Genomic DNA, 26,608 nt, shown 5'->3' on the forward strand with positions numbered 1-26,608 from the left:
CCTTTTTGATTGCGCAATTGTAATCTTCTCGAGCAAGGTTGTCAGCCTAAGTTACGGAATCTACGAAGATTAAAGCAGATATTATGATTTGTTCAGTGATTAGGGGGTCAGTGGGTTCGAATATGAATGCTAAAAAACTATAAAAAACGCGTGATAATATGCAAAGACTTGTCTATTGTTATTATGAGCCTGCTGAAACATGTAGCTTCAATGATGAGCCTTATGTTTTTACCTCTACCATAAAAACGGAGTGATGGATGCCTGAAACCCATGCCGCTGTAAATTCTTCTCAAACCGCACCTGCCGAACTGCAAAAACTCTACGTCCTTGACACCAATATATTGCTACATGAACCTTTAGCGTTTACTAGCTTTAAAGAGCATGACGTTGTGGTGCCTATGACAGTTCTCGAAGAGCTCGACTATATTAAAGACAGCAAAAAAGATGTGGCTCGTGATGCTAGGGTCTCCATTCGCGCGATGGAAGATTTGTTGCGTGATGCCTCTCCCGAGCAAATGTTGAAGGGCGTGAGTATGAAGGGTTTAGGCTCTGGTGATGCTTCTCCCACTGGCAGTTTATCGATTTTCGCTGATTTAAGTATGAATAAAACTCAGCAGGTGTTTACCAGTAATGAAAACGACAACCGGATTATAAACGCCGCGCTGCATCTTCAAAATCAATATGCACCCCGCGAAGTGGTATTGGTCACTAAAGACATCAACATGCGCTTAAAAGCAAAAGGTGCAGGCATGTCTAGAGTGCAAGACTATCGAACAGACCAATTAATAAGCGATATCAAGTATTTAAGTAAAGGTTACTATGAGTTTGAAGGCGAGTTTTGGTCGCGGGTAAAGAGTGTAGAGAGCGTTACTGAAGGTCGAGATACCCTCCATAAAGTAGATAAGCGCATTGTACCTGACCCCTACATCAATGAATTTATTGTTGATGAATCACATACCTTCGCAGGTATTATTGAAGCCATCGATGAGGATACCGTTGATGTACTTGATTTAGGCTATGAGCGATTGATGTCGCGACGAGCATGGGGCATTACACCCAAAAACATTGGTCAAGCGATGGCCTTATATACTCTGCTTGATCCGCACATTGATTTGGTGGTGCTAACAGGCCCTGCTGGCAGTGGTAAGACACTGTTAGCCTTGGCTGCCGCGCTTGAAATGGTGGTAGAAAATAACATGTATGACAAGATAATAGTGACGCGCTCGACACCAGAGATCGCAGAGTCTATTGGGTTTCTACCTGGCACTGAAGAAGAAAAAATGGCGCCGTGGCTAGCTGCAATTACCGACTCGCTTGAAGCCTTGCACAAAAATGATGAAAACAGCAAAGGCTCTATGAGCTATATCATGGAGAAAGCCAACATTCAGTTTAAGTCAGTCAACTTTATGCGTGGTCGAAGTCTGCAAAATGCCATTGTGATATTGGATGAATCACAAAATCTGACTGCTTCTCAGCTAAAAACAATTATTACGCGCTGCGGCGAGGGTACCAAACTTATTTGTGCGGGTAACTTGTCACAGATTGATAGCAACTATCTCAATGCCTTAACCTCTGGTTTAACCTATATCGTTGAGAAGTTTAAGAATTTTTCGGGCAGCGCCACCATTAGCCTTGATGGCGTTGTACGAAGTCGCCTAGCAGAATTTGCTGAGAAAGAACTCTAAGCAGGTGTTGAATCGATGTGTGATGCTAGTAATTGTTTGCTTATTAGCAGCTTGTACTGGGCAATCAGCAAGTGAGCGGGTGATACCAGACCCAAATCGGCAAAGTGAGTGGCGGCAAGTATCAATAGGTTTTTTTCTAAATGAGGAGTTTAATCCTGACGTACTTGCATTTGCTGAAAGTTTAAACACGATGCTGATTTCCAGTACTAGCGAAAATTTGCATGGCGACCAACAGCATCTGCAAGTGTCACAGGAGCCTAAATATCTTTTACCAGCAGAGTCTAATTTGTCGACAAAGCTGCAGATGCCGTCAAACCCTGCGGCAGCAGAGCGATTGAAACAACGCTTAAAGTTGCATTTGCTGCATCAATTTATCAGTTTCCAAGTGCAACATACCAATCGGCTTGATATCCCCGCTTCCTTGAGTAGTACTATTTGGGGTGAGTATAAAAGTGGTCTGGCAGAACTGAGCCAAGATTATCCGGTGCTGGTGCAAGGTAACTTCCAAATATATGCCGCAGATAATGCTATTGGTGTTTTGGCTTACAGCCGAAGAAATGACCAGAAACGAGCATATATTGCATATAACCTTTCTTTTGATGTCCACGAAATGCCGCTACCTTTTGGCTTTATGTCGTCAACAAAAGTTAGTTTGTGGGAGTCTGATGTTGGTCAGTTGAGAACATTTGTTACGAGCAGCCCTCTGCTGATAAGACCTCTCACAGCAGTCATCGTGCTGGTAGGCTAAGTCTAAATTTGACCAGCTAATTTGAAATCTTCGATTGTGTCGACAAAACAATATAATTAATTTGTGCTTGATTCAATTCTGTTTTGTTATACTATAACATCCACATTGGAATGTAATACTATAACAAAAGCATATACTCATGATGAAACGAACAAGCATTGCGACAGCACTTTTACTCTCTTCTTCTTTTACTATGGCCAACACCATCAGCGGCCGTGTCATTGATCAAATGGGCAATCCCGTTACAAAAGGGGACGTTCAGGTGATGGGTTCTAACAAGCGTGTAGCCATCGGTAGTGACGGTACCTTTTCTTTCACCAATGTGAAACTTGGAAAAGTAGAGCTCCACGTTGGCTCTCCTGATTATATTCACTCAAGCACACCTGTTGTCGTGCTTGAAGGTGGCATTGCCGGTTTAAATATCACAGTCACCAGTTCGAGCATTGAGGTGTTTGATGTGACCGCCAGTGCTTTTCATGCCTCTAATATCGAATCAGCTGCTCCAGTGACTGTACTGGCAGGTGAAAAATTAAATAATCGGCAGGCTGCTACTCTAGGCGACACTTTGCGCAACGAAGTGGGCGTGCACAGCTCATTTCACGGCGGGGTCGCCAGTACACCGATTATTCGTGGTTTAGATGGACCGCGTGTATTGATTACGCAAAATGGTATGGACGCTTCTGACGCATCACGTGTGGGTCCTGACCATATGGTGGCAACTGACACCTCGTCGGCCCAGCAGATTGAGGTGCTTCGTGGGCCGGCTACTTTATTTTATGGCAGTGGCGCGATTGGCGGTGTGGTAAATGTAGTTGACCAGCGTATTCCGGATAACAATGATGCAGAAGGCGAGTTTGTAATTTCTCGTAATACCGTAAATGCCGAAGAAGGGGTGAGTGGTTTTATCAAGGGCGGTAAGAATAACTTCGCGTTTAACGCCCAAGGCTTCTACAGAGACGCCGACAATTATCGTATCCCAGGCTTTGCTGAAAGTGAAGATGCACACGACGACCACGACGAGCATGATGGCGAGCATGACGAAGATCATGATGACGAGCATGAATTAGGCAGTGAAGGTGTTGTCGAAAGTTCACAGTACCGCAGCAAAGGCTTTACGTTAGGCTCAAGCTATTTGTTTGAGCAGGGTCATGTAGGTTTATCGGTTCAGCACTTGTCATCTTTATACGGCATTCCTGGTCATGCACATAGTGACGAGCATGATGAACACGAAGATGATATGCATGATGATCTTGACGAGATGCATGGTGACGAAGAAGAGATGGTTGTAGCCGACCTTAAACAAAACCGCTATCAGTTAGCCGGTGAGTTTCAGTTGAGCTCTGAGGCTATTAGTGCAATCAATTTTGGCATGTCTTATACAGATTATACGCACGTAGAAATTGAAAATGGTGAGCCCGGCACGCGCTTTACCAACAACTCCTTCGAAACCCGTATAGAAGTTTTACATCAGCCAATTGCTGGTTGGCGAGGTGGGGTAAGTCTTCATACTAAATTAAGCGATTTCTCAGCCATTGGAGAGGAGGCATTTACACCAGCCTCTGATACTCGTTCATTTGGTTTAGGTATCATTGAAGAAAAGCATTTTGGTGATGTATTAGTACAGTTAGGCGGACGAATAGAACGAGTCGAGATAGATGTTCCTCGCATATTCGCGCCAGATCTAGAAGTGCATGAGCATGATGACGACCATATGGATGAGCATATGGATGACCATATGGATGATGATCACGACCACGAGCACAGCGATATTGATTCTGTTGCAGTGGATTTCACGCCATATAGTTTATCGGCCGGTGCAGTATGGGACTTCGCTGAAGGCTACAATATTGGTCTGTCTTACGTGCACGCTCAACGAGCGCCATCTGCTGCCGAACTGTTTAGTTTTGGCCCGCATATTGGTACGCAGACATATGAAATTGGTGCCCTGTATCAATTAGAAGGTGACGAATTTGAAATAGGAATCGGTGAATTTGAACTTGAAACATCGAACAATTTCGATATTTCCTTGCGCAAATTTGCAGGTGATTTTGGCTTTGTAGTCAACGTGTTCTACAACCAAGTTGATGACTACTATTACGGCGCCGATACGGGACTATTTGCTGAGTTTTCACACGACCATGATGATGAACATTCTGACGAGCATGGCGATGAACATGGCGATGATCACGACGATCATGGTGATGAGCATGAAGGTGAACACAGCGACGAGCATTCAGATGAATTACCCGTGTTTGCGTTTGTGAACTCTGATGCGACACTCTACGGGGCTGAGTTTCAGTTCAATTGGAAAGCGACCGAAACGCTTACATTTTTCACCCAAGGTGATATCATAAAAACTGACGTTGATACTGACCGCGGCAGCGAGAGTTTGCCACGCACGCCACCAGCACGGCTCACTTTCGGTGGTGAGTTTAGCAACCAAAACTGGCTAATAGATGCTCAAATTATGCGAGTTATGAGACAAAGCGATATTGCAGAGTTTGAGTCGGCTACGGATGGCTACACGATGATAGATGCAAACATCTCGTACTTCACTAGTATTCAAGGTTACGATCTTGAGATATTTGCCAAGGGTCGTAATTTAGGTGACGAAGAAGCACGCGTACATACTTCTTTCTTAAGAGATCTTGCTCCGCTGCCAGGTCGCTCAGTATTGTTTGGTGTTCGCGCAACGTTCTAAACGGTTTTAGTGCCTGTTTACAGGCACTATTTACAAAATTTCAAATATATCAATAGTTTTGATTGTAGCGAGCGCAAGTTTAAATTAACCTGTAACCATAGTAAATCTGCGCGAACCGTTTCGCGCAGACCGTAAATGTTTAATTGGATACAAAAAAGCAGCATGTCTTTAGGGCAACTCGCAATACCCATTTTTATTCTCTTCGTCATCGTTATCGCAATGATGGGTTACACCATTTTGCGCTTACGAAACCGTTTAAAGCAACTCACTCGAAATATGCTCGGTAACCTGCCGGAGCTGCATACCGATGAGCAAAGCACCGCGGAACCACCGCCGTTTACCGATCGTCGCTTTGTTGACAAAGCTGACGAGGCGCAGCGTCTGATCAAGACGTTTCAAAAATTTGTGCCTAAACAATTCGTTGACCATATTAAAGGCAAAGACGCTGGATCTTTAGAGCTCGGGATCGCCGCTGCCGACGAAGTTGCTATCTTATTTTGCGACATCAGAGGTTTCACTGGCCTGTCTGAACAGATGCAGCCACATGAGCTAATGAAATTTCTTAACTCATACTTTTTACGCATGAACGATGCGATCCACCAAAATAATGGGTTTATTGATAAATTTATCGGCGACGCTATCATGGCGTTGTTTGATCATCCTGGTGGTAATAATTCCCATAAGGCACTTGATTCAATAAGGGCGGCAATTGATTTGCAGGCTGCTTTGTTTATGTATAATCAGCAGCGCAATAGCGTCGATTATCCGCCTATCGAAATAGGCGTAGGTGTGCATTTTGGCCCGGTAATTATTGGTACGGTTGGCTGTGATGACCGCATGGATACTACGGTTATTGGTGATAGCGTAAATATCTCATATCGCCTAGAGTCTCTTGCACCCCGTTACAACGCTGACATCATTGTGAGTTGCCAATTGCTAGATCAGCTCTCCTTAGATCAAAAAACCGAAATTGCCTACCGCTTTGTTGACTTTGTTCGGGTTAAAGGTCGTAAAGAGCCGATAGAAGTTTACGAGATTTTGAATCACCTACCCAAAGACATTCAATTGTCTCGCTATAAGACAGGGTCGATGATTCAGCAAGGTGTTGAATACCGTAAACATAAAGATTGGAAGGCCGCCATGAAATGTTTCCATGGCGCCCTAATGATCGACCCCGAGGACAGCCTCATCATACATCATATGGAACAGTGCCATCGCATGCGTCTTTCCGAGCTTTCAGGCTCGTCTGACGGTGCGCTAAATATGGTTTAGAAATTTCAGAATAAGCCGATACCTTTTATATTCGAAGTTGTATGGTTGTGTTACGTAAGAGGGTATTGTCTAAAATACCCAATCCTCAAGGAACTTATGTTACATATCCATAAGCGCGTCACTTATTGGGTTAATTATTAGCGAATGGACACTTCTAGCATACTAATACCAGTTGTCATCATCTTTGGGGTGGTCATTTTGTTGTGGCGTTTAAAAGCGTCTAATCAAGACAACGATTACTCAAATACCTTACTGAAAGTCAGAAAAAAACGGAAGGGTACAATTTATGCTGAGCCAAAGTCTCCCGCCAACATGGTTAAAGAGTCAACTGCAAAGAAAGCTCCAGCGATAAAGGAAAAGCCGATTGAGGTCCCAGAAGTACCAGAAGACTTTCTTTCTTTAGAGCTCATACACTATTTAGAATTTCAGCGGGAAAATGAAACCGCTAAAGGCTTTAAGAACTTGCGTAAGCCTCATCCGCTATTGATGTCACTAAGTCGCAGTATCACTGATGCACAAGAGTTAATAAATATCGTGAAAAGTGACCCAGAATTAGTTGCGATGGTGCTGAACATGGCTAACTCTCCGTTTTTTGGTTTACGCAAAGCAATTACTGATATCAATCATGCAGTTATTTATTTGGGTATTGCCCAAGTGAAAAACCTAGCGACGCAGTTTGCGATTTCGCAAAGTTTCGCGTTTGAATCGGATAGCCAGAAAGAGGCGTACGAAAGAATATGGAAAACGAGTTTCCTAGCCAGTGCTATGGCGCTCTATTTAGCTAGAGAAGTTGATTTTGAAAACCCTTCAGAGCTTTCCACGCGTTGTTTGCTGAACTATCTAGGTGATATCACTTTACTGTCGATGCAGCCGACCGCCGCAAATTTTTATCTTAACGGTATGCCCTTATTTATGCGCATTAAAGGCATGCAAAGCCTGTTCAAAACAAATGCTGCAGTAATGGGTGGGATCTTCGGGCAACATCTAAAGCTGCCAGCGGAACTGCATCAAGGGATCGGACTTGGCTACCATCCTATGAAGAATAATTGGGATAATGTAGATATCACGCCTGAAGAAAAACAAAATATTTTATTTTGCTATGCAGTTTGCCGCGTGGCCGAATATTTTGTCTTAGAAGGTGATGCGAGCTATTCAAAACTGCCAAGTATCGATTACCAAGTTTCCCACAAACCAGAGTTGTTTAATTTAATTGAACAGCTTGAAGCCTGCGGTTTGGGCAGCCTAAATGCGCTGCTGCAAAGTCCTAGAGGCAAAATGAAGCTTTCACAAATGCTGGCCGATTTAAAGAAAAGCGTTTAGCCCTTAAGGCCTTATCCACAAAAAAAAGGGCGATTCAATCGTCCTTTTTTGCTTTCTAAAAGTAATATTAGCGCTACATGGTCACAAACTCTTCGCCAGAAGTCGGATGAATTGCCACGCAGTTATCAAAGTCTGCTTTGGTTGCTCCCATTTTCATTGCAACACCGAAACCCTGTAATATTTCGTCCATACCAAAACCAATACCGTGGATACCGACAACTTGTTCATTACTGCCGGCGCAGACCAGTTTCATTTTTGTCGCTTGGCGATGACTAGTCACTGCTGTGTACATTGCCGCAAAACTGGAGTTGTAGACCTTCACGTTACTTTCGCCATAGCGAACTATAGCTTCTTTTTCAGTTAAGCCCATGGTGCCAATGGCCGGATGACTAAACACCACTGTTGGTATGTTGGTGTAATCCATTTTTGCGTCAGTTTTACCATTGAACAAGCGCTCGGCTAATAAACGTCCGGCTTTTACAGCTACTGGCGTTAATTCCACATTACCTATGTTATCGCCGACGGCATATACCTTGGGTGCGGTAGAGTTTTGATATTCATCAACAATGACATACCCGCGAGCATCAAGCTGAACATCGGTGTTTTCAAGTTTCAATTTGTCGGTCGCGGGTTCGCGTCCAATGGCCCAAATTAATACATCTGCATCGAGCGCTCGGCCACCATTTAGTTTGATGTGGAGGCTGCCATCGGGTTGCTTTTCAATGGATTCGACCTGCGTGTGTGGATGCAGAGTTGGGCCATCTTCTTGCATGATTTCTACAAGCGTGTCAGAAAGCATATCGTCAAAGCTACGCAGTGGCTTTTCGCGTCTAACCAATAAATGTGTTTCGGTGCCTAAAGAGTGCAACACCCCGGCTAATTCAACCGCAATATATCCTGCGCCTACCACCACGACTCGTTTAGGTTGCTCTGGGAGGTCAAAAAAACCGTCAGAATCAATACCTAGGTCAGCGCCAGGTAATGGCGGCTTAATTGGCCGCCCGCCAACCGCTATGTTGATATGTTCAGCAGTATAAATCGTGCCATCAACGTCGATAGTGTGGTTATCAATGAAGGTGGCAAACCCCTTGATCAGTGTCACATTGTTGTTGCCTAACACGCGATCGTAGGATTGGTGAATGCGATCAATATAGGCGTCGCGACTTTCAACCAGTTTTTGCCAACTGAAGTTATTCACTTTCACGTCAAAACCGTAGTCGGGTGCATATTTATGGATGGCTTCTGCAACCTGTGCACCAAACCACATGGCTTTTTTGGGAACGCACCCTACATTTACGCAGGTGCCACCAATCGCTTTTGCCTCAACAATGGCAACCTTTTTGCCGTAGCGCGAAGCCCGGTTTGCTGAAGCAATGCCGCCGCTACCGCCGCCAATACTGATATAATCAAAGTGGTTTTCTGAAGTTGTCATAAATGCCCATTGTTGTGTGTTTTAAATAAACTAATGCAATAACTATGCTGATGAGACCTGATTTTTCAAGGTTTCTTTCACTTTTTATATGCTAGTGCAACGTAAATATAGACTATCTGCGTTAAGGATACCTTGTCTTTTTGTGATCGTCCCCCACCTTTACTACTTATATATTGGGCTTGTTCCCATTCATAGACTTTCAGGTATCCTATATGACTCACAGTATCACCCGTATATCTTCGCAAGAGGCCTTAGTCGACTTGCACGCACTCCCACAGTTTTCAAAAATATCACCTGTAAATATTGTTCAAAGTGTCCAAGATGCGATTGCAAAGTGCAAAGATACAGTGGAGTCGGTGGTCGAAAACGGCGAGATAAGCTACCAGAATTTGATTGAGAGACTGGATCAAGCCGACGATGAACTTAGTCAACTTTGGTCGCCAATTGGGCATATGAATTCGGTGCTTAGTTCAGATGAATTGCGAGAGGCTCACGATGCCTGCTTGCCCTTGCTGTCAGAGTATTCAACCTACTTAGGTCAACACGAAAAGCTATGTGCGCTATATCAAGCACTACAAAAAAGTGAGCATTACGCTAACCTAAGCCCACCGCAAAAAAAGGTGCTGGATAATGCAGTGAGAGACTTTACGCTTTCGGGTGTGGCTCTGCCTGCCGATAAAAAACAACGATTTGCAGAAATTCGCAGCCAAATGTCTGACTTGTCGTCGACATTCTCAAATAATGTGATGGACGCCACACTTCATTACAGTAAGCATATTGTTGACGAGTCAGCGCTATCGGGACTGCCAGAGTCGGCTAAAGAAGCGGCTGCGCAAGCTGCGCAACAAAAAGACTTAACAGGCTATATTTTCACTTTAGATATACCCAGTTATTTGCCCATCATGATGTATGCCGACGACGCTGCATTGCGCGAAGAAATATATCGTGCTTACAGCACTCGGGCGTCCTCATTAGATGCGTCTAATGGCAAGTTTGACAATACCGACAATATTAACAAAACACTTGCCTTACGATCTGAAATTTCGCAGCTATTAGGTTTTGATAATTATTCAGAATATTCCTTAGCAACCAAAATGGCGGAGTCTACCGAACAAGTCATCGGATTTTTAGAAGACTTAGCCATACGCTCTAAACCTCAAGCCGAGCAAGACGTAGCCGAATTGAAAGCCTACGCTGAAAAAGAATTCGGTGTAAAAGAGCTTAACGCTTGGGATTACACTTACTATTCTGAAAAGCTAAAACAGCAAAAGTATGCGGTCTCTGATGAAGAACTGCGCCCATACTTTCCTGAAGACAAAGTAATTTCTGGCTTATTCGAGGTAGTTTCACGTCTATATTCGTTAACGATTGTAGAAGTGGAAGGAGTGGACACTTGGCACAAAGACGTACGCTTTTTCGAAATTCGTGATACACAGGTCGATGGCAGCATTGGCGGGCTGCGCGGCAGCTTTTATTTAGATTTATATGCACGAGCGAAAAAGCGCGGCGGTGCATGGATGGATGAATGTCGCGTGAAGCGCACAACTGCAGATGGTACTGTGCAATCGCCCGTGGCGTATCTAACGTGTAACTTCAATGCGCCAGTGGGTAAGAAACCTGCGCTATTTACCCACGATGAAGTAGTGACTTTATTCCACGAATTTGGTCATGGAATACACCACATGCTTACAAAAGTGACGGTAGGGGGTGTGTCGGGCATCAATGGCGTGGCCTGGGATGCTGTCGAGTTGCCCAGTCAGTTTTTAGAAAACTGGTGCTGGGAGCCTGAGGCTTTAGCGTTTTTGTCGGGGCATTATGAAACCGGTGAGCCGCTACCTAAAGATTTATTGGGCAAGCTGCTTGCTGCTAAAAACTTTCAGTCAGCGATGCAGATGCTGCGCCAGCTAGAGTTCAGCTTGTTTGACTTTACCTTGCACCAGTTACCTGCAGATGCTGCGAACGTGCGTAAGGTGTTAAACGAAGTTCGTGAGAAAGTGTCAGTGATCATGCCGCCTGAATTTAATCGTTTTGAAAATAGCTTTGGTCATATTTTTGCTGGTGGTTATGCGGCGGGCTACTACAGCTATAAGTGGGCAGAGGTACTATCGTCGGATGCGTTTTCTAAATTTGAAGAAGAAGGTATATTCAATCCTGATACAGGCCGCAGTTTCTTAGAGAATATTTTAGAGAAAGGCGGCTCTCAGGAACCCATGGAGCTATTTGTTGCGTTTAGAGGACGTGAGCCAAGTATAGACGCTTTGCTGCGTCACAGTGGTATTACCGGCGACGCACAGGCGGCTTAACGCACTTAGTGGGCTTTGTTGAGACAAGGGTTTTTATGGCAATAGAACATTTTGACGCGATTTACCAGCGCGTATGCGAGCGTAAAGGCAGCAAGGCGATGGTGGAATCTTTGCTGTCAGCGCCACTTTCTAAACAGGATTTGGCCGGTGTTCCTGACGATCGTTTTCTGGCTGAGTTTACTAAAAAAGTCTTTCAATCTGGCTTTGTGTGGCGTGTAGTCAGACAAAAATGGCCCGATTTTGAGGAAGTGTTCTGGGGCTTTGATGTGGATAAACTGCTGCTTATGCCAGATGAAATGGTTGAGAAAAAAGCGACGGACCCTAAAATTATTCGGAATTTGTCAAAAGTACGCACGATTCGCGAGAATGCGCTGATGATAAAAGAAGTTAGCCGAGAGCATGGCAGTTTTGGCCAGTTTGTCGCGAAGTGGGATAGTCACGATGTAATTAGCCTATGGGATTACCTGAAAACCCATGGAGCCAGACTAGGGGGTAATACTGGTCCTTACGCTTTGCGATTTTTAGGCGCCGATACCTTTTTATTATCTCGCGATGTAGAAGCGTACTTTGTTCAACACAAAATCATCTCAGGCTCGGTGCGCTCAAAGCGCAGCCTCAACGCTATTCAGAGTGCATTTAATAGCTGGCAAGAGCAAAGCGGGCGCTCACTAACAGAGCTCTCGCAATTACTGGCGTACAGTTCGGGCGATAATTATGTTGGAATGCAGGAAAATTAGTTAGGCACAGCCTTTCCATAGTTGTTTTACTTATTGATAATATTTGAGTTTATCTCTATGTCGTGCATACTTTGTTTAGCGTATTTGAACATCGATTTTTTATAGCAAGGGCTGCAAGCAATATGACATCGACATTGCCATTAAATATTGGTATCACTGGACATCGTGATATCCCTAGTAAAGATCATGCTAAACTACAGAAGACCATCATTGATGAGCTAAATAGCATTCAAAAGCGCTTTCCAAACACCACAATCAATGTGTTATGTGGGCTAGCTGAAGGAGCTGATCAACTAGCGGCAAATGCCGCGCTGAGCCAAAACGTAAATGTGATAGCAGTATTACCGTTTGAGCAAAGTAAATACGAAAAAGACTTTACGAGTCCTAATGCCTTGTCTGACTTTAGGAAACTATTGAAGAGATGCACTGATATCAGAGTTTGCCAAACTACTGCTCACTTGCAAGATGAAGAGGCTTATTCCAAACTCGGCCAAACATTGGTTAGCTGTTGCGATATTGTCTTTGCCTTGTGGGATGGCATGATTGAAGTAGATAAAGAAACAAAAACGAACAATGCACTTCCCGGTGGCACAGCAGATGTGGTCACTATGTGCGTTGCGGGCATTATGGATGAAAACAGCCTGCTATTTTCAAAACCAAATCAAACATACTGTAAATGGCTAGTAACTAATAGAGAGCAGCATGAGTCCTTGCCTTGCACTATTGCATCTGAAAAAGAAATAGGTACGTGGAAAAAGCTGCCCATTTCAGGCAACCAAGATGAGGCCATTTTAGAGGATATTTTAAATAAAATAGAACGCTTTAACCTCGATTCGGCGATGATTCCTCAGCAAGATAAGGATGCCAGCGTTACTTACCTTCTGGGTTCGGTAGAAGCTAAAGCCCTTTTTCCGAGTATTCAAAAGCTTATTGACACTTATAGTGTGGCTGACTGTTTGGCACAAGCTCGGCAAAAACAACGGATTTTCTCCCTCAAACTGATCACCATGCTGTCTTTTATCGCAATTGCTGCGCAGCAGGTGTATGTGAGTCTTTATGCGACCGTTGGTTGGTTTGTTGCCCACCTCGCATTGGTGCTATTGGTAATCACAATTTATCGCTTGTTTTTTGCTGGAACCGAATCAAAAGAGGAGCAATTTGTTGAATGGCGAGTGTTTGCCGAAAATTTAAGAGTTCAAATATTTTGGCATATAGCGGGTATCCCTGATAAATGTGCGAATAATTATCGGACGACCAAATTTAACGAAATGGACTGGATAATAGATAATCTTAATAAGCTATGCTTTACCGTTGATCCGCCGAAGGACGCCAATGTGGCCTTCGTCAAAGAGCAGTGGATTGCCGATCAGCGTGACTACTTTTACGGAGAAAAAGGCAAAAGCGGCAGAGCTGCCCAGCTTTTGTCCAAATCCAATCAATATAAAAAAAGCTCAATGGTCTTTTTTTTACTCGCGCTAATAGCAATGGCGTTCAGTACCTTTAAAATTAAGCTAAACCTTCTACCAATGCTTTCGGACGATATGTTTTTTATCATTGTGGCCTTGTTGTTTATCGGCTCCGCTTTGTTTAAGACTTTTTCAGTGCAAATGGGTTTTGAGGAGTTGAGTCAGCGTTACCTAAGAACTGGTTACTTTTTTCAACAGGCAATTAATAGAATGGACTTACTCGATAGGCAAAAAGCCAAAGGGCAAACGCATGCTATTGAAAAATACCAAAATGTAATCAAAATTATTGGTGTCGAAGCACTAAGTGAAAATGCAGCCTGGCTACAGTTGCACAAAATGAACGCCTATCAGGTGCAGATTACTTAAGTGTTGTTAAATCGTTGTCAAAAAACAGATGTGGCTAACGAGCACAAAGATCATTACATCGCACTTACAACGGAATAAGCAGACATCGTTTAATATCCCACGTATTTACGCTACACTTATCGACACTATATCAATGAGTTAATTCCTATGACCACCGAAAGCGTAAATGCCCCCACGCAACCCGAAAATAACGACACCACTGACTTTGGATTTAAGCAAGTTAATAAGGCTGAGAAGGTGTCGATGGTCGCAGATGTATTTCACTCCGTAGCCGCAAAATATGATGTAATGAATGATTTAATGTCGATGGGCATTCATCGTTTATGGAAGCGCTACACCATTGATTGCAGTGGCGTAAAATCGGGTCAACGGGTACTCGATTTAGCTGGTGGTACCGGCGATTTAGCTGCTAAGTTTAGCCGTATCGTCGGTCCAAAGGGGCAGGTCGTGTTAGCTGACATAAACCATTCGATGTTGAAAGTGGGCAAGGAGAAGCTCACCAATATGGGCATCATCGGCAATATCGACTACGTGCAGGCAAATGCTGAAAGTTTGCCGTTTCCCGACAATCATTTTGATTTAATCACAATTGCCTTTGGCTTACGCAATGTTACCGACAAGTCGGCTGCGCTGGCGAGTATGTTTAGAGTGTTAAAGCCGGGTGGTCGCTTATTGGTCTTGGAGTTTTCCAAACCGACCAGCGAAGCGTTAAGCAAAGTCTACGATACCTATTCGTTTCATATTCTTCCGCGCATGGGCCAGCTTGTTGCCAATGATGCTGAAAGCTATCGTTATTTGGCTGAATCTATTCGCATGCACCCAGACCAAGAAACACTTAAATCCATGATGCAAGACGTAGGCTTTGAGCAAACTACTTATGATAACTTAACAGGTGGTATTGTTGCTCTCCATCGAGGGTTTAAATTCTAGATGCCTGCAAATCAAGCGCTTTGTGCGCTAATTGAACTGTCCATAAATCAAGCCTTAGCAGCTTCTTTAAATGGCAAAGAGCTGATTGCTCCACTCGCTGACAAACGGTGTATTTTATTTTTGCAAGAGCTAGAAACAACGCTGGCTTTCCAGTTTTCGAGTGAGCGCATTGACGTGCTCAGCTTAGATACTGTTGAGCCTGAGTATTTGCAAGAAATGCCCGATGATGAAAGCTACATTTCCGTTTCCCTTTTTGCGCTACCAGAGCTAAAAAAAACCAGTCAACTAACCAAGTTAATTAAGCAAGGTAAGCTTGATTTTTATGGCGATTTAGGAATTGTTCAAAAGTTTTCTCAGGTATTCGCCAACATCGAATTTGATATTGAAGAAAGTCTTTCACACTACATTGGCGATGCGTCCGCTTACACCGTTATGAGTCAATCCAAGAAGTGGCAAACGCATGCGAAAAAACAAGTGGCTTTGTTCATGCAAATGGTCTCTGACGCCGCGCTAGAAGAAAAACCCATTGCGGTTCGCCCGATTATGCTGGCAAACTTTGTAGATGAAGTCCGGCTACTTAAAATGGACACTGAGCGCCTTGAGGCGAAACTCAATCAATTTGCGTTAGCAAGGGAAAATAAATGAAAATTGGTCGGATGTATCGTATTGGCAGCGTTTTGCTTGAGCACGGCTTAGATGAGCTTATCCCAAAACGATTTAGACCTTGGTATTTTAGGTTTTGGCGTAAGTGTCTGTTTTGGTTGCCCAATAAGCACAAAGGTGAATCACAAGGGCGCAGGTTGCGTTTGGCTTTGGAAACGTTGGGCCCAGTTTATACAAAGTTTGGGCAAATGCTATCGACCCGCCGAGATTTATTAACGCCCGATATAGCCAATGAATTGATGTTGCTTCAAGATAAAGTCCCGCCCTTTGACTCAAGCTTAGCTCAGAATATCATCAAAGATTCCTTGGGTATAAAAGACTTGAACGAGCTGTTTGATAACTTTGATCCCAAGCCACTTGCTTCCGCTTCGGTTGCTCAAGTACATAGTGCAAGACTCAAAGAAAACAATGAAGAAATCGTAATCAAAGTGTTACGTCCCGGCATTAAGCAAACCATTGAGCTAGACGTGGATTTGATTCTGTCTTTTGCAAAAATAGTTCAACGCTGGCTGCCTGATGGCAAAAGGCTTAGGCCAGTTGAAGTGGTAACAGAATATCGCCGAACTATTCTAGACGAGCTGGACTTGCTGCGCGAAGCGGCAAACGGTATTCAGATCAAACGTAACTTTGAAGGCTCTGCCGCCTTGTATGTGCCACATTTTTACAGCGATTATTGCACTAAAAATGTGATTGTTTTAGAGCGCATTTACGGCATTCCTGTGTCTGATATAGATGCGTTGATTGCCCAAGGAACTAATCTTAAAATTCTTGCGGAGCGCGGTGTAGAGTTGTTTTTTACCCAAGTATTTCGGGATAGCTTCTTTCACGCAGACATGCATCCAGGTAACATTTTCGTTTCTTACGAACATCCCGAGGATCCTAAGTATATCGGCATTGATTACGGTATCGTAGGTACCTTAAATAAAGAAGATAAGCGATATTTAGCCGAAAATTTTATTGCGTTTTTTAATCGAGACTATCGCAAAGTTGCGCAACTCCATGTCGATTCTGGGTGGGTGCCGGCGAACATTAATGTAGATGATTTTGAAATGGGTATTCGGACAGTATGTGAGCCCATCTTTCAAAAGCCGCTTGCCGATATTTCATTCGGTAATGTGCTAATGCAACTATTCAATACTGCCCGTAGATTTGATATGACGGTTCAGCCGCAGTTAGTGCTGCTGCAAAAAACACTCCTATACGTAGAAGGCTTAGGACGGCAGTTGTATCCTCAACTTGATCTCTGGAAAACTGCTAAACCCTTTCTTGAGAATTGGATGAAAGATCAAATTGGGCCTAAGGCTATGTTCAATCAAATTAAAGAAAATCTACCGTTTTGGTCTGAAAAGCTGCCTGAAATGCCAGACTTAATATATGACACCATGCGGCAAGTAAAACTACTGCCGCGCCAACTCGAAAAGCAACACAAAGAAGAGTTAGCGCAACGTGCACGAATTCAGCAGGCTCGAATTAATGGTCATTTAGCCATCGTATTTAGTGTTGGGACCTTAGCTGCGCACTTGCTCGGTCAGCATCATCTGTATAGTCTAGGATTAGGGCTTATTGCTGTTGTGGCTTGGTACCGTTCGTTCAAGCTACTTTCAGAGTAGACATTAGTCAACTACTCGATAAGCAATTGCCAACCTGCTTTATGTTGTAGCCAGCATTCGTGTACTAATTCGGTATGGATCAGCGGATGGGCAAGCTTCATATTTTTAATGAATGATAAGTGCCACACTCCCTTATCGTCAATAGTTAGGTCAAGCTCTGGCACGGCATCGTCTTTTCTTCGATTGACTAAAATCACGCTAATACGCAATATACGCACGGCGTTTATCAACATTTCTTGCAAGGCTAGTTTGTAATTTGTGAGCACTGATAAATCAATTTCTTGCCTGTGCATTCTGACTAAATCAGTGATCATCATGCGCTGCAGAGAGGTGAAACCGGTGAGTTCAACGTGACTTAATATATATGCGCCATGCTCATGATAAGCTTTGAATCCGATGTGCAGACCTAGTTCATGCAATGCAGCAGCGGTAGCGGTAATGACTTCAGTATCAAAGTCACAAAACGTTGTTTGTTTGCACATTTGCCGACAAAGCTTAGCGGCCACATTTTTTGCTCTACGGCTATGAGCAGGATCGATATGAAAACGAGAAACTAGTTGGTTGATCCCTTGCTCTCGGCGATCGCTCTTTTGATAATTTTCGAGCATGCCATAGAGAATACCTTCGCGAAGTGCGCCTCCTGAAATTTGCATATTTTCAATCTGGAGTGTTTCAAACAGTGCGATTAATATGGCTAATCCACTTGGAAAAATAGCCTGTCTTGCCGGTACTAAACCTTCGATATTAAGTTTTCCAAGATGTTTTGCTGCAATACATTGATGCATTAGGTTATGCAAATAGCTCAAACGAATGGCATCATTTATGCCTTGTTTAACTAATATACCAGTGACTGCTTGAGGCGTGCCAGAGGCCCCTAGGCATTGCTCCCAATCAAAACACAAAAAGGTATCTCGGTGGGCCTCAATCTCACTCTTTGCTTGGTCAATAGCGCCCTCAAAACCGCGGATAGTAATTTCGCCGTCGGCAAAATACCGCTCCATATAGGTGACACAGCCCATATTTAAGCTGGTTAAATATACTGGCTGCAGATCACGCCCTATAATAACTTCAGTGCTCGCGCCGCCGATATCTATGACCAATGAATTGCCTTGGTTTGCAGAGGTATAAGCGACGCCCAAATATATTTGTTTGGCTTCTTCTTCGCCGCTTATAATAGAGACTTTGTGATTAAGAATCGTTTCTGCAGGGGCGATGAAATCAGCGACGTTGCGTGCTAAGCGCAAGGTTGCCGTTGCTACGATTTTGATGTTTTTGGGTGGAATGTCCTGTAACTTTTCGGCGAAATTTCGCAGGCAGTTAAGGCCGCGCTCAATGCTTTCCTTACTTAAGTGATTGTCTTCATCGAGCCCTGCAGCCAGTCTTACTTTTTGTTTGTTTTTACTGACAATTTGCACGCTGCCAGACAGCACGCGCACAATTACCATGTGAAAACTATTTGAACCTAAATCAACAGCGGCATAATACTCATCTTGTATTGCCGGTAATTGAAATTCGCCCATATATACTGCTCTACTATATCTTAATGTTTACGCCTGAGGCTTTCTTGGCGCACGACGACGTGGAGCGTCTTTGCGTGGGCCTCTCGTATTTCGCGCTCCCCCTTTGCCACCTGTTGGTCTGCCGCGCGGACTGCGTGGTTTCATTTTGGGTGGTCTAACATCTTCTAACAGAAACAAAGGGTTATAATCGGTTACGGGTACATCATGTCCAATGTATAGCTCAATCGCAGTTAAGTTTTGTGCATATTTTTCACAAGCAAAACTAATTGCTTTCCCGAGTTCACCAGCTCTGCCAGTTCGACCGATACGATGCACGTAATCTTCAGCATCGTCGGGTAAGTCGTAGTTAAATACGTGGGTGACTTTGTCGATGTGTAAACCGCGAGCGGCGACGTCGGTAGCAACTAAAATATCCAAGTTGCCGTTGGTAAAGTCTTCCAAAATACTTAAACGTTTCTTTTGCTGTACGTCACCGCTTAACAAACCGACTCGATGTCCGTCACCTTCCAACCAGCCTGCAATCCATTCGCAGTCATGTTTAGTGTTGGCAAACACAATCGCTTTATCAGGCCATTCTTCTTCCATAAGCGTTAACAGCAACACCGGCTTGTCTTCGTTAGATGGATAGAACAGCTCTTCGCTAATGCGTGAGTTCGTTTTAGTGTCAGGTGTAGATTCGACGCTAATTGGATTGTTCATGTGTTCGTAGGCAAGTTCCTGCACGCGATAGCTCAGCGTTGCAGAAAACAACATGTTTAATCGTTCGCTTGGCGGAGGCATGCGCCTAAACAAATAGCGGATGTCTTTTATAAAGCCTAAATCGAACATACGGTCGGCTTCATCAAGCACGGCTACTTGGATGTTTTCAAGGCTATATACGTCTTGCTTGTAATAGTCGATGATGCGACCACAAGTGCCTATTAGAATATCGACGCCGGCGGTAAGGGTATCGCGTTGACTTTCGTAACCTTCGCCCCCATATACCACTCCAACTGATAATTCAGTATGTTTACTGAGCAGTTTGGCGTCATTGTATATCTGCACCGCCAATTCTCGAGTAGGCGCCATAATGATGGCCTTTGGGCCATTTTTTGCGTTCTCTTTAGGATTGCTCAGAATATAATGGAATGTAGCGACCAAGAAGGCGATGGTTTTACCCGTGCCTGTTTGCGCTTGACCTGCAACATCTTTTTGTTCCAGCAATAGCGGCAAACTCATGTCTTGTATCGGCGTACATTGAGTAAGTTTAGCTTCATCCAATGCCTTAAGTACTAAGGGGTGGATCGGAAGCGTTGAAAATAACGTATTGGTTAAATGTGTAGTTGGCATAGCTTATAGCTTATCATTGCTTGCATTGAAAACCGGTTCTATATAACACTAGTAGGCAAATCTGAATAAGTCAGACAACATCCTAACTTGGAGAAAAGAATGAGCGACAAAATTATCGCATTAAGTGACGACAAATTCGAAGCCGATGTAATCAAAGCATCTGGTCCTGTTTTAGTTGATTTTTGGGCAGAATGGTGCGGCCCGTGTAAGATGATCGCTCCCATCTTAGAGGAGATCGCGATCGAGTACGAAGGCAAGGTAACAGTTGCTAAGCTGAATGTCGATGAAAATAGTGAAGCACCACCTAGATATGGTATTCGCGGTATCCCAACCTTGCTATTATTTAAAGATGGTGCAGTGGCAGGAACCAAAGTGGGTGCCCTGTCGAAAACCCAATTGAAAGAATTCTTAGACGAACACATTTAAGCCATTTGATAAATGCGATGGTGTAATTAAGCCAATCTGTATGCCCTGAGGCGCACATATTGGCTTTTTTTTAAACTTTTTTATTAATTCATTGGTAAAACTGGACGATAAGTTATTTAGGTGCTACCTTTACAACACTCACCAAGTGTAATCGCTTCGCCTTAGGGCAATTCAAACTAAAAAATATGTATGATGTAAGCCATCAAGCAAATATGTGCGACCTGACCGACGGTTTCGATTACTCAATATCAATTTAACTAAACTTCTTACAAGCAGAATATATTCCGTTTGCCTTTAATAAACTCAAAGACCCTCCAACATGAATTTAACCGAATTAAAAGAAAAACCCATTAGTGAACTAGTCTCCCTAGCTGAATCAATGGGCTTAGAAAACTTAGCACGCGCACGCAAACAAGATATTATCTTCTCTATCCTTAAATCTCATGCCAAAGGTGGCGAAGACATTTTTGGCGATGGCGCTTTAGAAATTTTGCAGGATGGCTTTGGGTTTTTGCGCTCTAGCGACTCTTCATACCTTGCCGGTCCTGACGATATTTATGTTTCACCTAGCCAAATCAGGCGCTTTAATCTTCGCACGGGTGATACGATATCCGGTAAAATCCGTCCACCAAAAGACAGTGAGCGTTATTTCGCCCTGTTAAAGATAAACGAAGTTAATTTTGACCGCCCAGAAAATTCTCGCAATAAAATACTTTTTGAAAACCTGACCCCTCTGCATGCAAATGAACGCTTGCGCATGCAAAGAGGTAACGGCAGTACAGAAGATATTACGGCCCGTGTGTTGGACCTTGCTTCTCCTATTGGACGGGGCCAGCGTGGATTAATTGTGGCACCGCCAAAAGCGGGTAAAACCTTATTGCTACAAAACATCGCCCAATCAATAGCAGCCAATCACCCTGAGTGCCAACTCATGGTTTTGCTGATTGATGAGCGTCCAGAAGAAGTTACCGAAATGCAACGCTTGGTTCAGGGTGAAGTGATTGCTTCGACCTTTGATGAGCCGGCTAGTCGTCATGTACAGGTGGCCGAAATGGTCATTGAAAAAGCTAAGCGATTAGTTGAACATAAAAAAGACGTAGTGATTTTACTCGATTCTATTACGCGTTTAGCGCGAGCATACAACACCGTTATTCCATCATCAGGCAAAGTATTGACCGGTGGTGTAGATGCAAATGCACTGCATAAGCCGAAGCGCTTCTTTGGTGCCGCACGTAATGTTGAAGAAGGCGGAAGTTTAACGATCATCGCAACCGCGTTGATTGATACTGGCTCTAAGATGGATGAAGTGATTTATGAAGAGTTTAAGGGCACGGGTAACATGGAATTGCACCTTAACCGTAAAATTGCTGAAAAGCGGGTATTCCCAGCCATCGATATTAATCGTAGCGGAACACGTCGCGAGGAGCTTCTTACCACTCAAGATGAACTACAAAAAATGTGGATCTTGCGCAAAATAGTGCATGACATGTCTGAAGTCGATGCTATTGAATTTTTAATCAGCCGCTTGTCTATGACTAAAACAAACGATGAGTTCTTTGATTCGATGAAGCGCCAAAAAGGCTAATTTACTCGTAAAGAAAACTAACCTTATCATCCTCAAAGCCTATGAACCTTTTAGTTCATGGGCTTTTTTATTGGACGCTATTGCTTGTAGTAAGCGGCAGAATACCTATGCCATTTGAATGCAGAGACCCAAGGTACAAAGAGCCATTGTGCTCATACGCCGAAGTTACCGTAGTATAGCTATCTGGGGATTGATAGTTGGCCACTACGTTGCCATATAGGTCAAAACCTAATACAAAGCCATATGAGCTACTGGGTTCAAACCATTCTAAAGGAAACGCCCCCATGATGCGGCGCACTGCGGGGTAAGCCGCTAGGCTTTCGACCCGCCAGTCACGCAGACTTACCATTCCGACCCAAAACCGATCGGTACCATTGAAGCTAAGATTATCAGGCATAGCCGGGAGATTATTGGCGAATACTTTAGTCTGGCCTTTGTTTGTTCCGCTTAACTGAAATTTTAATATTCGAGATTTGCCAGTTTCGGCGACTAATAAATATTCATCATTTGGTCCCAGTGTAATGCCGTTGGCAAAAAACAAATTACTCATTAGTTGCGTGGTTTTGCCGCTTGTTGGTGAGTATTTAAAAACACCACCGGTGGCGGTGCCTTCAATAAAATCGTAGATGTAACCATTTAAATCATACCGAGCACTGGCATTAGAAAAATAGATATCGCCATTGGCGGCAATTTCATGGTGGTCAATGAGCAGCAAAGGACTGCCGCCATATTCTTTAACTAAAACAGTAATCTCACCTTCTGGCGTAATAGAGAGCAGGCCTTTCACTGGATCAGATACAATAAGATTACCCAAAGCATCGAGTCTAACGCCAAGTGGCCGTCCACCAGTATTGGCGATTACTTTTAGATCATTTGGGCTGTGCATGGGAAATGCGACTACATCGCCGTTGTTAAGGCCGGTATAGACGATCCCATCAGAACTGACAAACACATCTTCTGGGCCGGCGAGAGCATTCGGGTTGACGACTCTGACATCATCGAGAGTCGTATTTTTCATGAACATGTTCTTCAGGCCGGCATTTGCATCGGGTTGCCAAGATATTGGTCGCACAGGTGAGATAGCATAGAGCACGCCGAAGGCGATAATCAATAAAACTGCCGCTGCAATAAGGGTGTTCTTCATTCGTATTCCTGTTATTTAATATCGTGAGCGGGTGTTTCGACTGATGGAAACGGTAAAGCTTTATAGTCGTTTACTGGCTCAGACACCAGTTTGTTTTGTAAGTACTCGATTGCAGCCATAAGCTGAGCATCTTCACCATTAAAAGTAGCACTCGGTAAATTGGTAACTTCGATATCTGGACTGATACCTCTGCCTTCGGTGATCCAGCGTCCATCCATGGCATATACAGGAAATTCAGCAACTCTAGCAATACCGCCATCGACTACTCGATTACCGCCGCTGAGCCAAACACCAGCGCCGGCGGTTTGTTTGCCGATTACTGTGCCGAGATCAAGGGCTCGAATGCCTGCGGTAAATGTTTCGCCATCTGAATAGGTAAATTGGTCGGCTAACACAACTAAATGACCTCTGAAGGCTTGCTGCATATTCGTTGATTTTCCGCCATCAGTTGATTGCCAAAAGGACCATGCCCTGCGCATAAGTTTTTCAATAATTACGCTGTCGATATTCCCACCGCGATTGCGTCTAACATCAATAATCAGCCCCGGTTTTTCATATTGAGCATAAAATTCTCGCGCGAAACTGGCGATATCATTTGCACCCATGGCATATAGATGAAGATAGCCAATATCACTGTTTATCTGTATTACCTTATTGAGATTAGTAATCACCCAGTCTTGATAACGATATCGAGCTTCTGTTTGATAGCTGGCGGGCACCACAATTGTTTGATGGGATTTGCGTCCACGTTTTAGGTCTAACAGCACTTGAGCGCCAGCGCTATTTAGCAGAGCACTATGAAGTTCCGCGGTATTTTTTATGCTTTTACCGTTGATGGCAGTGATAATATCGCCGTTTTGAGCATTTACGCCGGGCATAGCAAGCGGCGGTGCTTGGCTAAGTTGTTCTCTATCAAACTGATATATTCGCGCAATTTTAACGCCGTTTTTATCGTCTAGATAAGCAGCACCTAAAGAGGCGGGTGCCGGCGCATTCATATCATTACTAATATCCCCACCGCGGACTTGTGAATGCAGAGCGTTTAATTCACCCATCATTTGTTCAAAAATATCGTTGAGTTCGTGCCTAGCGCTTACTCTGCTGAGCAGTGGCATATATTTTTGTTTACTGGCCTGCCAGTCGATACCGCGCATATTGGCATCAAACAAAGAATCACGATGCATTAGCCAGGCGTCTTTAAAGATTTGCTGCCATTCATCCTCTGGCGTAATGGCAAGCGACCAATTTGTCAGTTTTACCGAGACATCATCGGTGTCATCTGGAAATGAAGCGCTGGCCGGGATTACAAATAGCTTAGCGTTTTCGTCGGTTCCTTTTTGAACTAACAGCTGTTTACCATCTCCAGATATCGCTATGTTATTGACACCACCTGTAACATTTTTGAGCTTGTTACCAAAGCCAAACTCAATAGCTTTTAAATCACTGCTGCGTGAGTCATCGCGCTCTAATAAAAATAAATGAGATTCGGTAGCGATCAAGTTTTGATAGTTTCCACTCGGAGCATCGACTTGCCAGAGGCGGGTTTCGATGTTCTCAAAATCAATTTTTGCTGGCGTGTCATTTTCGTCCGCATCATCAGCAATTGGCGTATCTAGCTCGTTAGGCGCAGCAAATGGAAACGAAGAGTTTGTGCCTAAGGAAATTGCAAAAATTTGTCCGCGTTTATCTAACATTTGCCCCATGTTTCGGTCTCCCCAAGGAGAGCCAGGTGTTGGCGTAAAGCTCCTATCCGACAAGAAATATAGCCATTGGGAGTTACTTGAAAACGTTGGAGAATAAGCGTGATATTTTGTTGATGTTAAGAGTTTGTTTTTGCCGCTTTTGATATCTCGCAAATAAATTTGAGCGCGCTCACTGGTACGTGCCTGATACGCGAAACTTAAAAATTGGCTGTCTGGCGAAAAAACAAGGTCGGTAATACTATTTTGCGCCTTAGCATCCATGATGAGTCTATTTTTTCCGCTTGATAAATCGAGTAAAAATACCTTGCCTGACTTATCTGTATGAGCAAGAAGTTCGCCACTCGGCGACAGCCACAGTCCGGTTCGCAAAATGCTACCGTCGTCAGTGAGCTGTTTTGGTGTGTCTTTGCCCCGACCATCGAACTGCCAAATTTCATACTCTCCCGACACATCACTGATGGCGTAAATGTGTTTACCATCTTTGCTCAGAATTCCATGACGACTGCGGGATGTTGGATCGGTAGTAATATTCATCAATCGAGTGGTATCAGTATGCGCAACTGCGATACGTCCTCTGGCCGTTAGCACGACCTTTTTACCATTGTGACCTATGCTGATGTTTTCGAGATATTCTAAGGGATTGTTTATATAATGTGTGCGCAACAAAGTATTGTCTGACTGCAGCAAAATAGAGTAAGTGCTCACTTCATCGGTAGCGAGGTGTAGTTGCTTTAGGTCAGCGCCATGTTGAAAGACAATGCTGTTGTTTGATACAGATGGCGAGCGCACGGCCCAGTCAGTAAAGTTGGTATGTTGGCGAAAATCATCGCCGTTCTTATTCATTGACCATATATTGTCCAAACCAGATTGGTTACTGACAAAAAACAAACGGTCTTGGTAGAGCATCGGATAGCTGACTGAGCCAGAATGTGTGACGCTTAAGTGCCTTGCTTCTCGTTTGCTAGCTAAATCATATGACCATAATTCACCGCTTGCACCACCGCGGTATTGATTGGCGTTATCGCTCGAAATCTGTAAACCAAATTGAATAAAAAACACGGTACTGCCATCTTCAGAGATAGTGCCCTGCACGGCATCTGAAAGCGGTAATGTACTGGTATTAAGGTCGCTAAGATTTAGAGTTTTTAGTTCATAACTGTTGTGCATGCCGGTTGCCGACATTGTGCTGTACAACAAAGTAGTATTATCCACCCAGCCGAGCAGTTTACTTGGCATTAGTTCAAAACTTACTTGACGAGGTGTGCCGCCAATACTCGGCATAACATATACCGATGGGACGCTGGCATAGTCGCTTACAAACGCAAGAGAGTTGCCGTCAGGTGAAATATGAGGCTGACTTTCAACATTAATATGAGAGCTAAGACGCACTGCCATTTGTTCGTTATCAGTGCTGACATCCGCAATCCACAGATCTCCCTGACTCGCAAAGACCAGTGTATTGTCATGCAATGTTGGCTCAGTAAAGTAAGCAGTATTGGCTTGTGCCAACGCATCAGCACTCGAGAACAATGCCACAAATGCTAATAAACTGGCAAGTTTGCGCTTTGCAGACCCGCGTTTAAGTGAATCAAGGAAACGCAAACCAATTTTATCACCCAGGCTTTTAAGACAATAGCTTCGCAACGCTAAATTCATAGTAGTGAAATT

The 26,608-nt window shown here is 43.8% G+C and carries 18 protein-coding genes; 13 read left to right on the forward strand and 5 right to left on the reverse strand.

What is annotated here, in order from left to right; translation table 11 throughout:
• Positions 1-257 precede the first annotated feature (257 nt).
• The 5 genes from AB9H30_RS05705 to AB9H30_RS05725 all read left to right on the forward strand — a co-directional run bounded on the left by AB9H30_RS05705 (position 258) and on the right by AB9H30_RS05725 (position 7,726).
• Positions 258-1,685 carry a PhoH family protein gene (locus AB9H30_RS05705; protein WP_371193680.1) on the forward strand — a complete coding sequence of 476 codons (1,428 nt, stop codon included), beginning with the start codon at positions 258-260 and terminating at the stop codon, positions 1,683-1,685.
• Positions 1,686-1,704: 19 nt separating this feature from the next.
• Positions 1,705-2,433 (forward strand): hypothetical protein, encoded by a 729-nt coding sequence (locus tag AB9H30_RS05710; RefSeq protein ID WP_371193681.1) that lies wholly within the window; start codon positions 1,705-1,707, stop codon positions 2,431-2,433.
• Positions 2,434-2,572: 139 nt separating this feature from the next.
• The gene (locus AB9H30_RS05715; protein WP_371193682.1) at positions 2,573-5,134 is read left to right on the forward strand and encodes a TonB-dependent receptor; all 2,562 of its coding nucleotides are present in this window, start codon (positions 2,573-2,575) and stop codon (positions 5,132-5,134) included.
• Between the two features lie 135 nt (positions 5,135-5,269).
• Positions 5,270-6,406, forward strand: a complete 1,137-nt coding sequence (locus AB9H30_RS05720) for an adenylate/guanylate cyclase domain-containing protein (RefSeq protein WP_371193683.1) — start codon at positions 5,270-5,272, stop codon at positions 6,404-6,406.
• Between the two features lie 144 nt (positions 6,407-6,550).
• The gene (locus tag AB9H30_RS05725) at positions 6,551-7,726 is read left to right on the forward strand and encodes an HDOD domain-containing protein (protein ID WP_371193684.1); all 1,176 of its coding nucleotides are present in this window, start codon (positions 6,551-6,553) and stop codon (positions 7,724-7,726) included.
• 73 nt (positions 7,727-7,799) lie between these two features.
• Here the strand turns inward: AB9H30_RS05725 and gorA are convergent, their stop codons facing one another.
• Positions 7,800-9,158, reverse strand: a complete 1,359-nt coding sequence (gene gorA, locus AB9H30_RS05730; protein WP_371193685.1) for a glutathione-disulfide reductase — start codon at positions 9,156-9,158, stop codon at positions 7,800-7,802.
• 212 nt (positions 9,159-9,370) lie between these two features.
• On the opposite strand from gorA, the gene prlC reads away from it, so the two are divergent.
• The 6 genes from prlC (at position 9,371) to ubiB (ending at position 17,233) form a co-directional block, all read left to right on the forward strand.
• Complete coding sequence (gene prlC / locus AB9H30_RS05735; protein WP_371193686.1) at positions 9,371-11,461, forward strand: oligopeptidase A; 2,091 nt, start codon at positions 9,371-9,373, stop codon at positions 11,459-11,461.
• Positions 11,462-11,496: 35 nt separating this feature from the next.
• The gene (locus AB9H30_RS05740) at positions 11,497-12,198 is read left to right on the forward strand and encodes a DNA-3-methyladenine glycosylase I (protein WP_371193687.1); all 702 of its coding nucleotides are present in this window, start codon (positions 11,497-11,499) and stop codon (positions 12,196-12,198) included.
• A 122-nt stretch (positions 12,199-12,320) separates the two neighbouring features.
• Positions 12,321-14,030 (forward strand): hypothetical protein, encoded by a 1,710-nt coding sequence (locus AB9H30_RS05745; protein WP_371193688.1) that lies wholly within the window; start codon positions 12,321-12,323, stop codon positions 14,028-14,030.
• A 147-nt stretch (positions 14,031-14,177) separates the two neighbouring features.
• Positions 14,178-14,960: a bifunctional demethylmenaquinone methyltransferase/2-methoxy-6-polyprenyl-1,4-benzoquinol methylase UbiE gene (gene ubiE, locus AB9H30_RS05750; RefSeq protein WP_371193689.1), complete on the forward strand. Its 783-nt coding sequence runs from the start codon at positions 14,178-14,180 to the stop codon at positions 14,958-14,960.
• Positions 14,961-15,605, forward strand: coding sequence for an SCP2 domain-containing protein (locus AB9H30_RS05755; RefSeq protein ID WP_371193690.1), 645 nt, complete (start codon positions 14,961-14,963; stop codon positions 15,603-15,605). It begins immediately after the preceding gene.
• Positions 15,602-17,233 carry a ubiquinone biosynthesis regulatory protein kinase UbiB gene (gene ubiB, locus AB9H30_RS05760; RefSeq protein WP_371193691.1) on the forward strand — a complete coding sequence of 544 codons (1,632 nt, stop codon included), beginning with the start codon at positions 15,602-15,604 and terminating at the stop codon, positions 17,231-17,233. The genes AB9H30_RS05755 and ubiB overlap by 4 nt, the downstream gene beginning before the upstream one ends.
• 11 nt (positions 17,234-17,244) lie before the next feature.
• Here ubiB and AB9H30_RS05765 read toward each other — a convergent pair whose 3' ends face one another.
• Both AB9H30_RS05765 and rhlB read right to left on the reverse strand, forming a co-directional pair.
• On the reverse strand, positions 17,245-18,753 hold the full coding sequence (locus AB9H30_RS05765) for a guanosine-5'-triphosphate,3'-diphosphate pyrophosphatase (protein WP_371193692.1): 1,509 nt from the start codon (positions 18,751-18,753) through the stop codon (positions 17,245-17,247).
• Between the two features lie 27 nt (positions 18,754-18,780).
• Positions 18,781-20,082: an ATP-dependent RNA helicase RhlB gene (rhlB, locus tag AB9H30_RS05770; RefSeq protein ID WP_371193693.1), complete on the reverse strand. Its 1,302-nt coding sequence runs from the start codon at positions 20,080-20,082 to the stop codon at positions 18,781-18,783.
• A 99-nt stretch (positions 20,083-20,181) separates the two neighbouring features.
• Between rhlB and trxA the strand changes: the two genes are divergently transcribed.
• Positions 20,182-20,508 carry a thioredoxin TrxA gene (gene trxA / locus AB9H30_RS05775; protein ID WP_371193694.1) on the forward strand — a complete coding sequence of 109 codons (327 nt, stop codon included), beginning with the start codon at positions 20,182-20,184 and terminating at the stop codon, positions 20,506-20,508.
• Positions 20,509-20,827: 319 nt separating this feature from the next.
• Positions 20,828-22,093 carry a transcription termination factor Rho gene (gene rho, locus AB9H30_RS05780; protein WP_371193695.1) on the forward strand — a complete coding sequence of 422 codons (1,266 nt, stop codon included), beginning with the start codon at positions 20,828-20,830 and terminating at the stop codon, positions 22,091-22,093.
• A 67-nt stretch (positions 22,094-22,160) separates the two neighbouring features.
• Here rho and AB9H30_RS05785 read toward each other — a convergent pair whose 3' ends face one another.
• Together AB9H30_RS05785 and AB9H30_RS05790 are read right to left on the reverse strand one after the other, a co-directional pair.
• Positions 22,161-23,237 (reverse strand): SMP-30/gluconolactonase/LRE family protein, encoded by a 1,077-nt coding sequence (locus AB9H30_RS05785; RefSeq protein WP_371193696.1) that lies wholly within the window; start codon positions 23,235-23,237, stop codon positions 22,161-22,163.
• Positions 23,238-23,248: 11 nt separating this feature from the next.
• Positions 23,249-26,596, reverse strand: a complete 3,348-nt coding sequence (locus AB9H30_RS05790; protein ID WP_371193697.1) for a S41 family peptidase — start codon at positions 26,594-26,596, stop codon at positions 23,249-23,251.
• Between the last annotated feature and the right edge of the window lie 12 nt (positions 26,597-26,608).

This window comes from Glaciecola sp. SC05, assembly GCF_041380235.1.
GTDB lineage: Bacteria > Pseudomonadota > Gammaproteobacteria > Enterobacterales > Alteromonadaceae > Glaciecola.

Bases quoted from the DNA above. Each gene is read 5' to 3' on its own strand.
- AB9H30_RS05705 (WP_371193680.1), top strand. From the start codon at position 258: ATGCCTGAAACCCATGCCGCTGTAAATTCTTCTCAAACCGCACCTGCC.
- AB9H30_RS05715 (WP_371193682.1), top strand. From the start codon at position 2,573: ATGATGAAACGAACAAGCATTGCGACAGCACTTTTACTCTCTTCTTCT.
- AB9H30_RS05720 (WP_371193683.1), top strand. From the start codon at position 5,270: ATGTTTAATTGGATACAAAAAAGCAGCATGTCTTTAGGGCAACTCGCA.
- AB9H30_RS05725 (WP_371193684.1), top strand. From the start codon at position 6,551: ATGGACACTTCTAGCATACTAATACCAGTTGTCATCATCTTTGGGGTG.
- gorA (WP_371193685.1), bottom strand. From the start codon at position 9,158: ATGACAACTTCAGAAAACCACTTTGATTATATCAGTATTGGCGGCGGT.
- prlC (WP_371193686.1), top strand. From the start codon at position 9,371: ATGACTCACAGTATCACCCGTATATCTTCGCAAGAGGCCTTAGTCGAC.
- AB9H30_RS05740 (WP_371193687.1), top strand. From the start codon at position 11,497: ATGGCAATAGAACATTTTGACGCGATTTACCAGCGCGTATGCGAGCGT.
- AB9H30_RS05745 (WP_371193688.1), top strand. From the start codon at position 12,321: ATGACATCGACATTGCCATTAAATATTGGTATCACTGGACATCGTGAT.
- ubiE (WP_371193689.1), top strand. From the start codon at position 14,178: ATGACCACCGAAAGCGTAAATGCCCCCACGCAACCCGAAAATAACGAC.
- AB9H30_RS05755 (WP_371193690.1), top strand. From the start codon at position 14,961: ATGCCTGCAAATCAAGCGCTTTGTGCGCTAATTGAACTGTCCATAAAT.
- ubiB (WP_371193691.1), top strand. From the start codon at position 15,602: ATGAAAATTGGTCGGATGTATCGTATTGGCAGCGTTTTGCTTGAGCAC.
- AB9H30_RS05765 (WP_371193692.1), bottom strand. From the start codon at position 18,753: ATGGGCGAATTTCAATTACCGGCAATACAAGATGAGTATTATGCCGCT.
- rhlB (WP_371193693.1), bottom strand. From the start codon at position 20,082: ATGCCAACTACACATTTAACCAATACGTTATTTTCAACGCTTCCGATC.
- trxA (WP_371193694.1), top strand. From the start codon at position 20,182: ATGAGCGACAAAATTATCGCATTAAGTGACGACAAATTCGAAGCCGAT.
- rho (WP_371193695.1), top strand. From the start codon at position 20,828: ATGAATTTAACCGAATTAAAAGAAAAACCCATTAGTGAACTAGTCTCC.
- AB9H30_RS05785 (WP_371193696.1), bottom strand. From the start codon at position 23,237: ATGAAGAACACCCTTATTGCAGCGGCAGTTTTATTGATTATCGCCTTC.
- AB9H30_RS05790 (WP_371193697.1), bottom strand. From the start codon at position 26,596: ATGAATTTAGCGTTGCGAAGCTATTGTCTTAAAAGCCTGGGTGATAAA.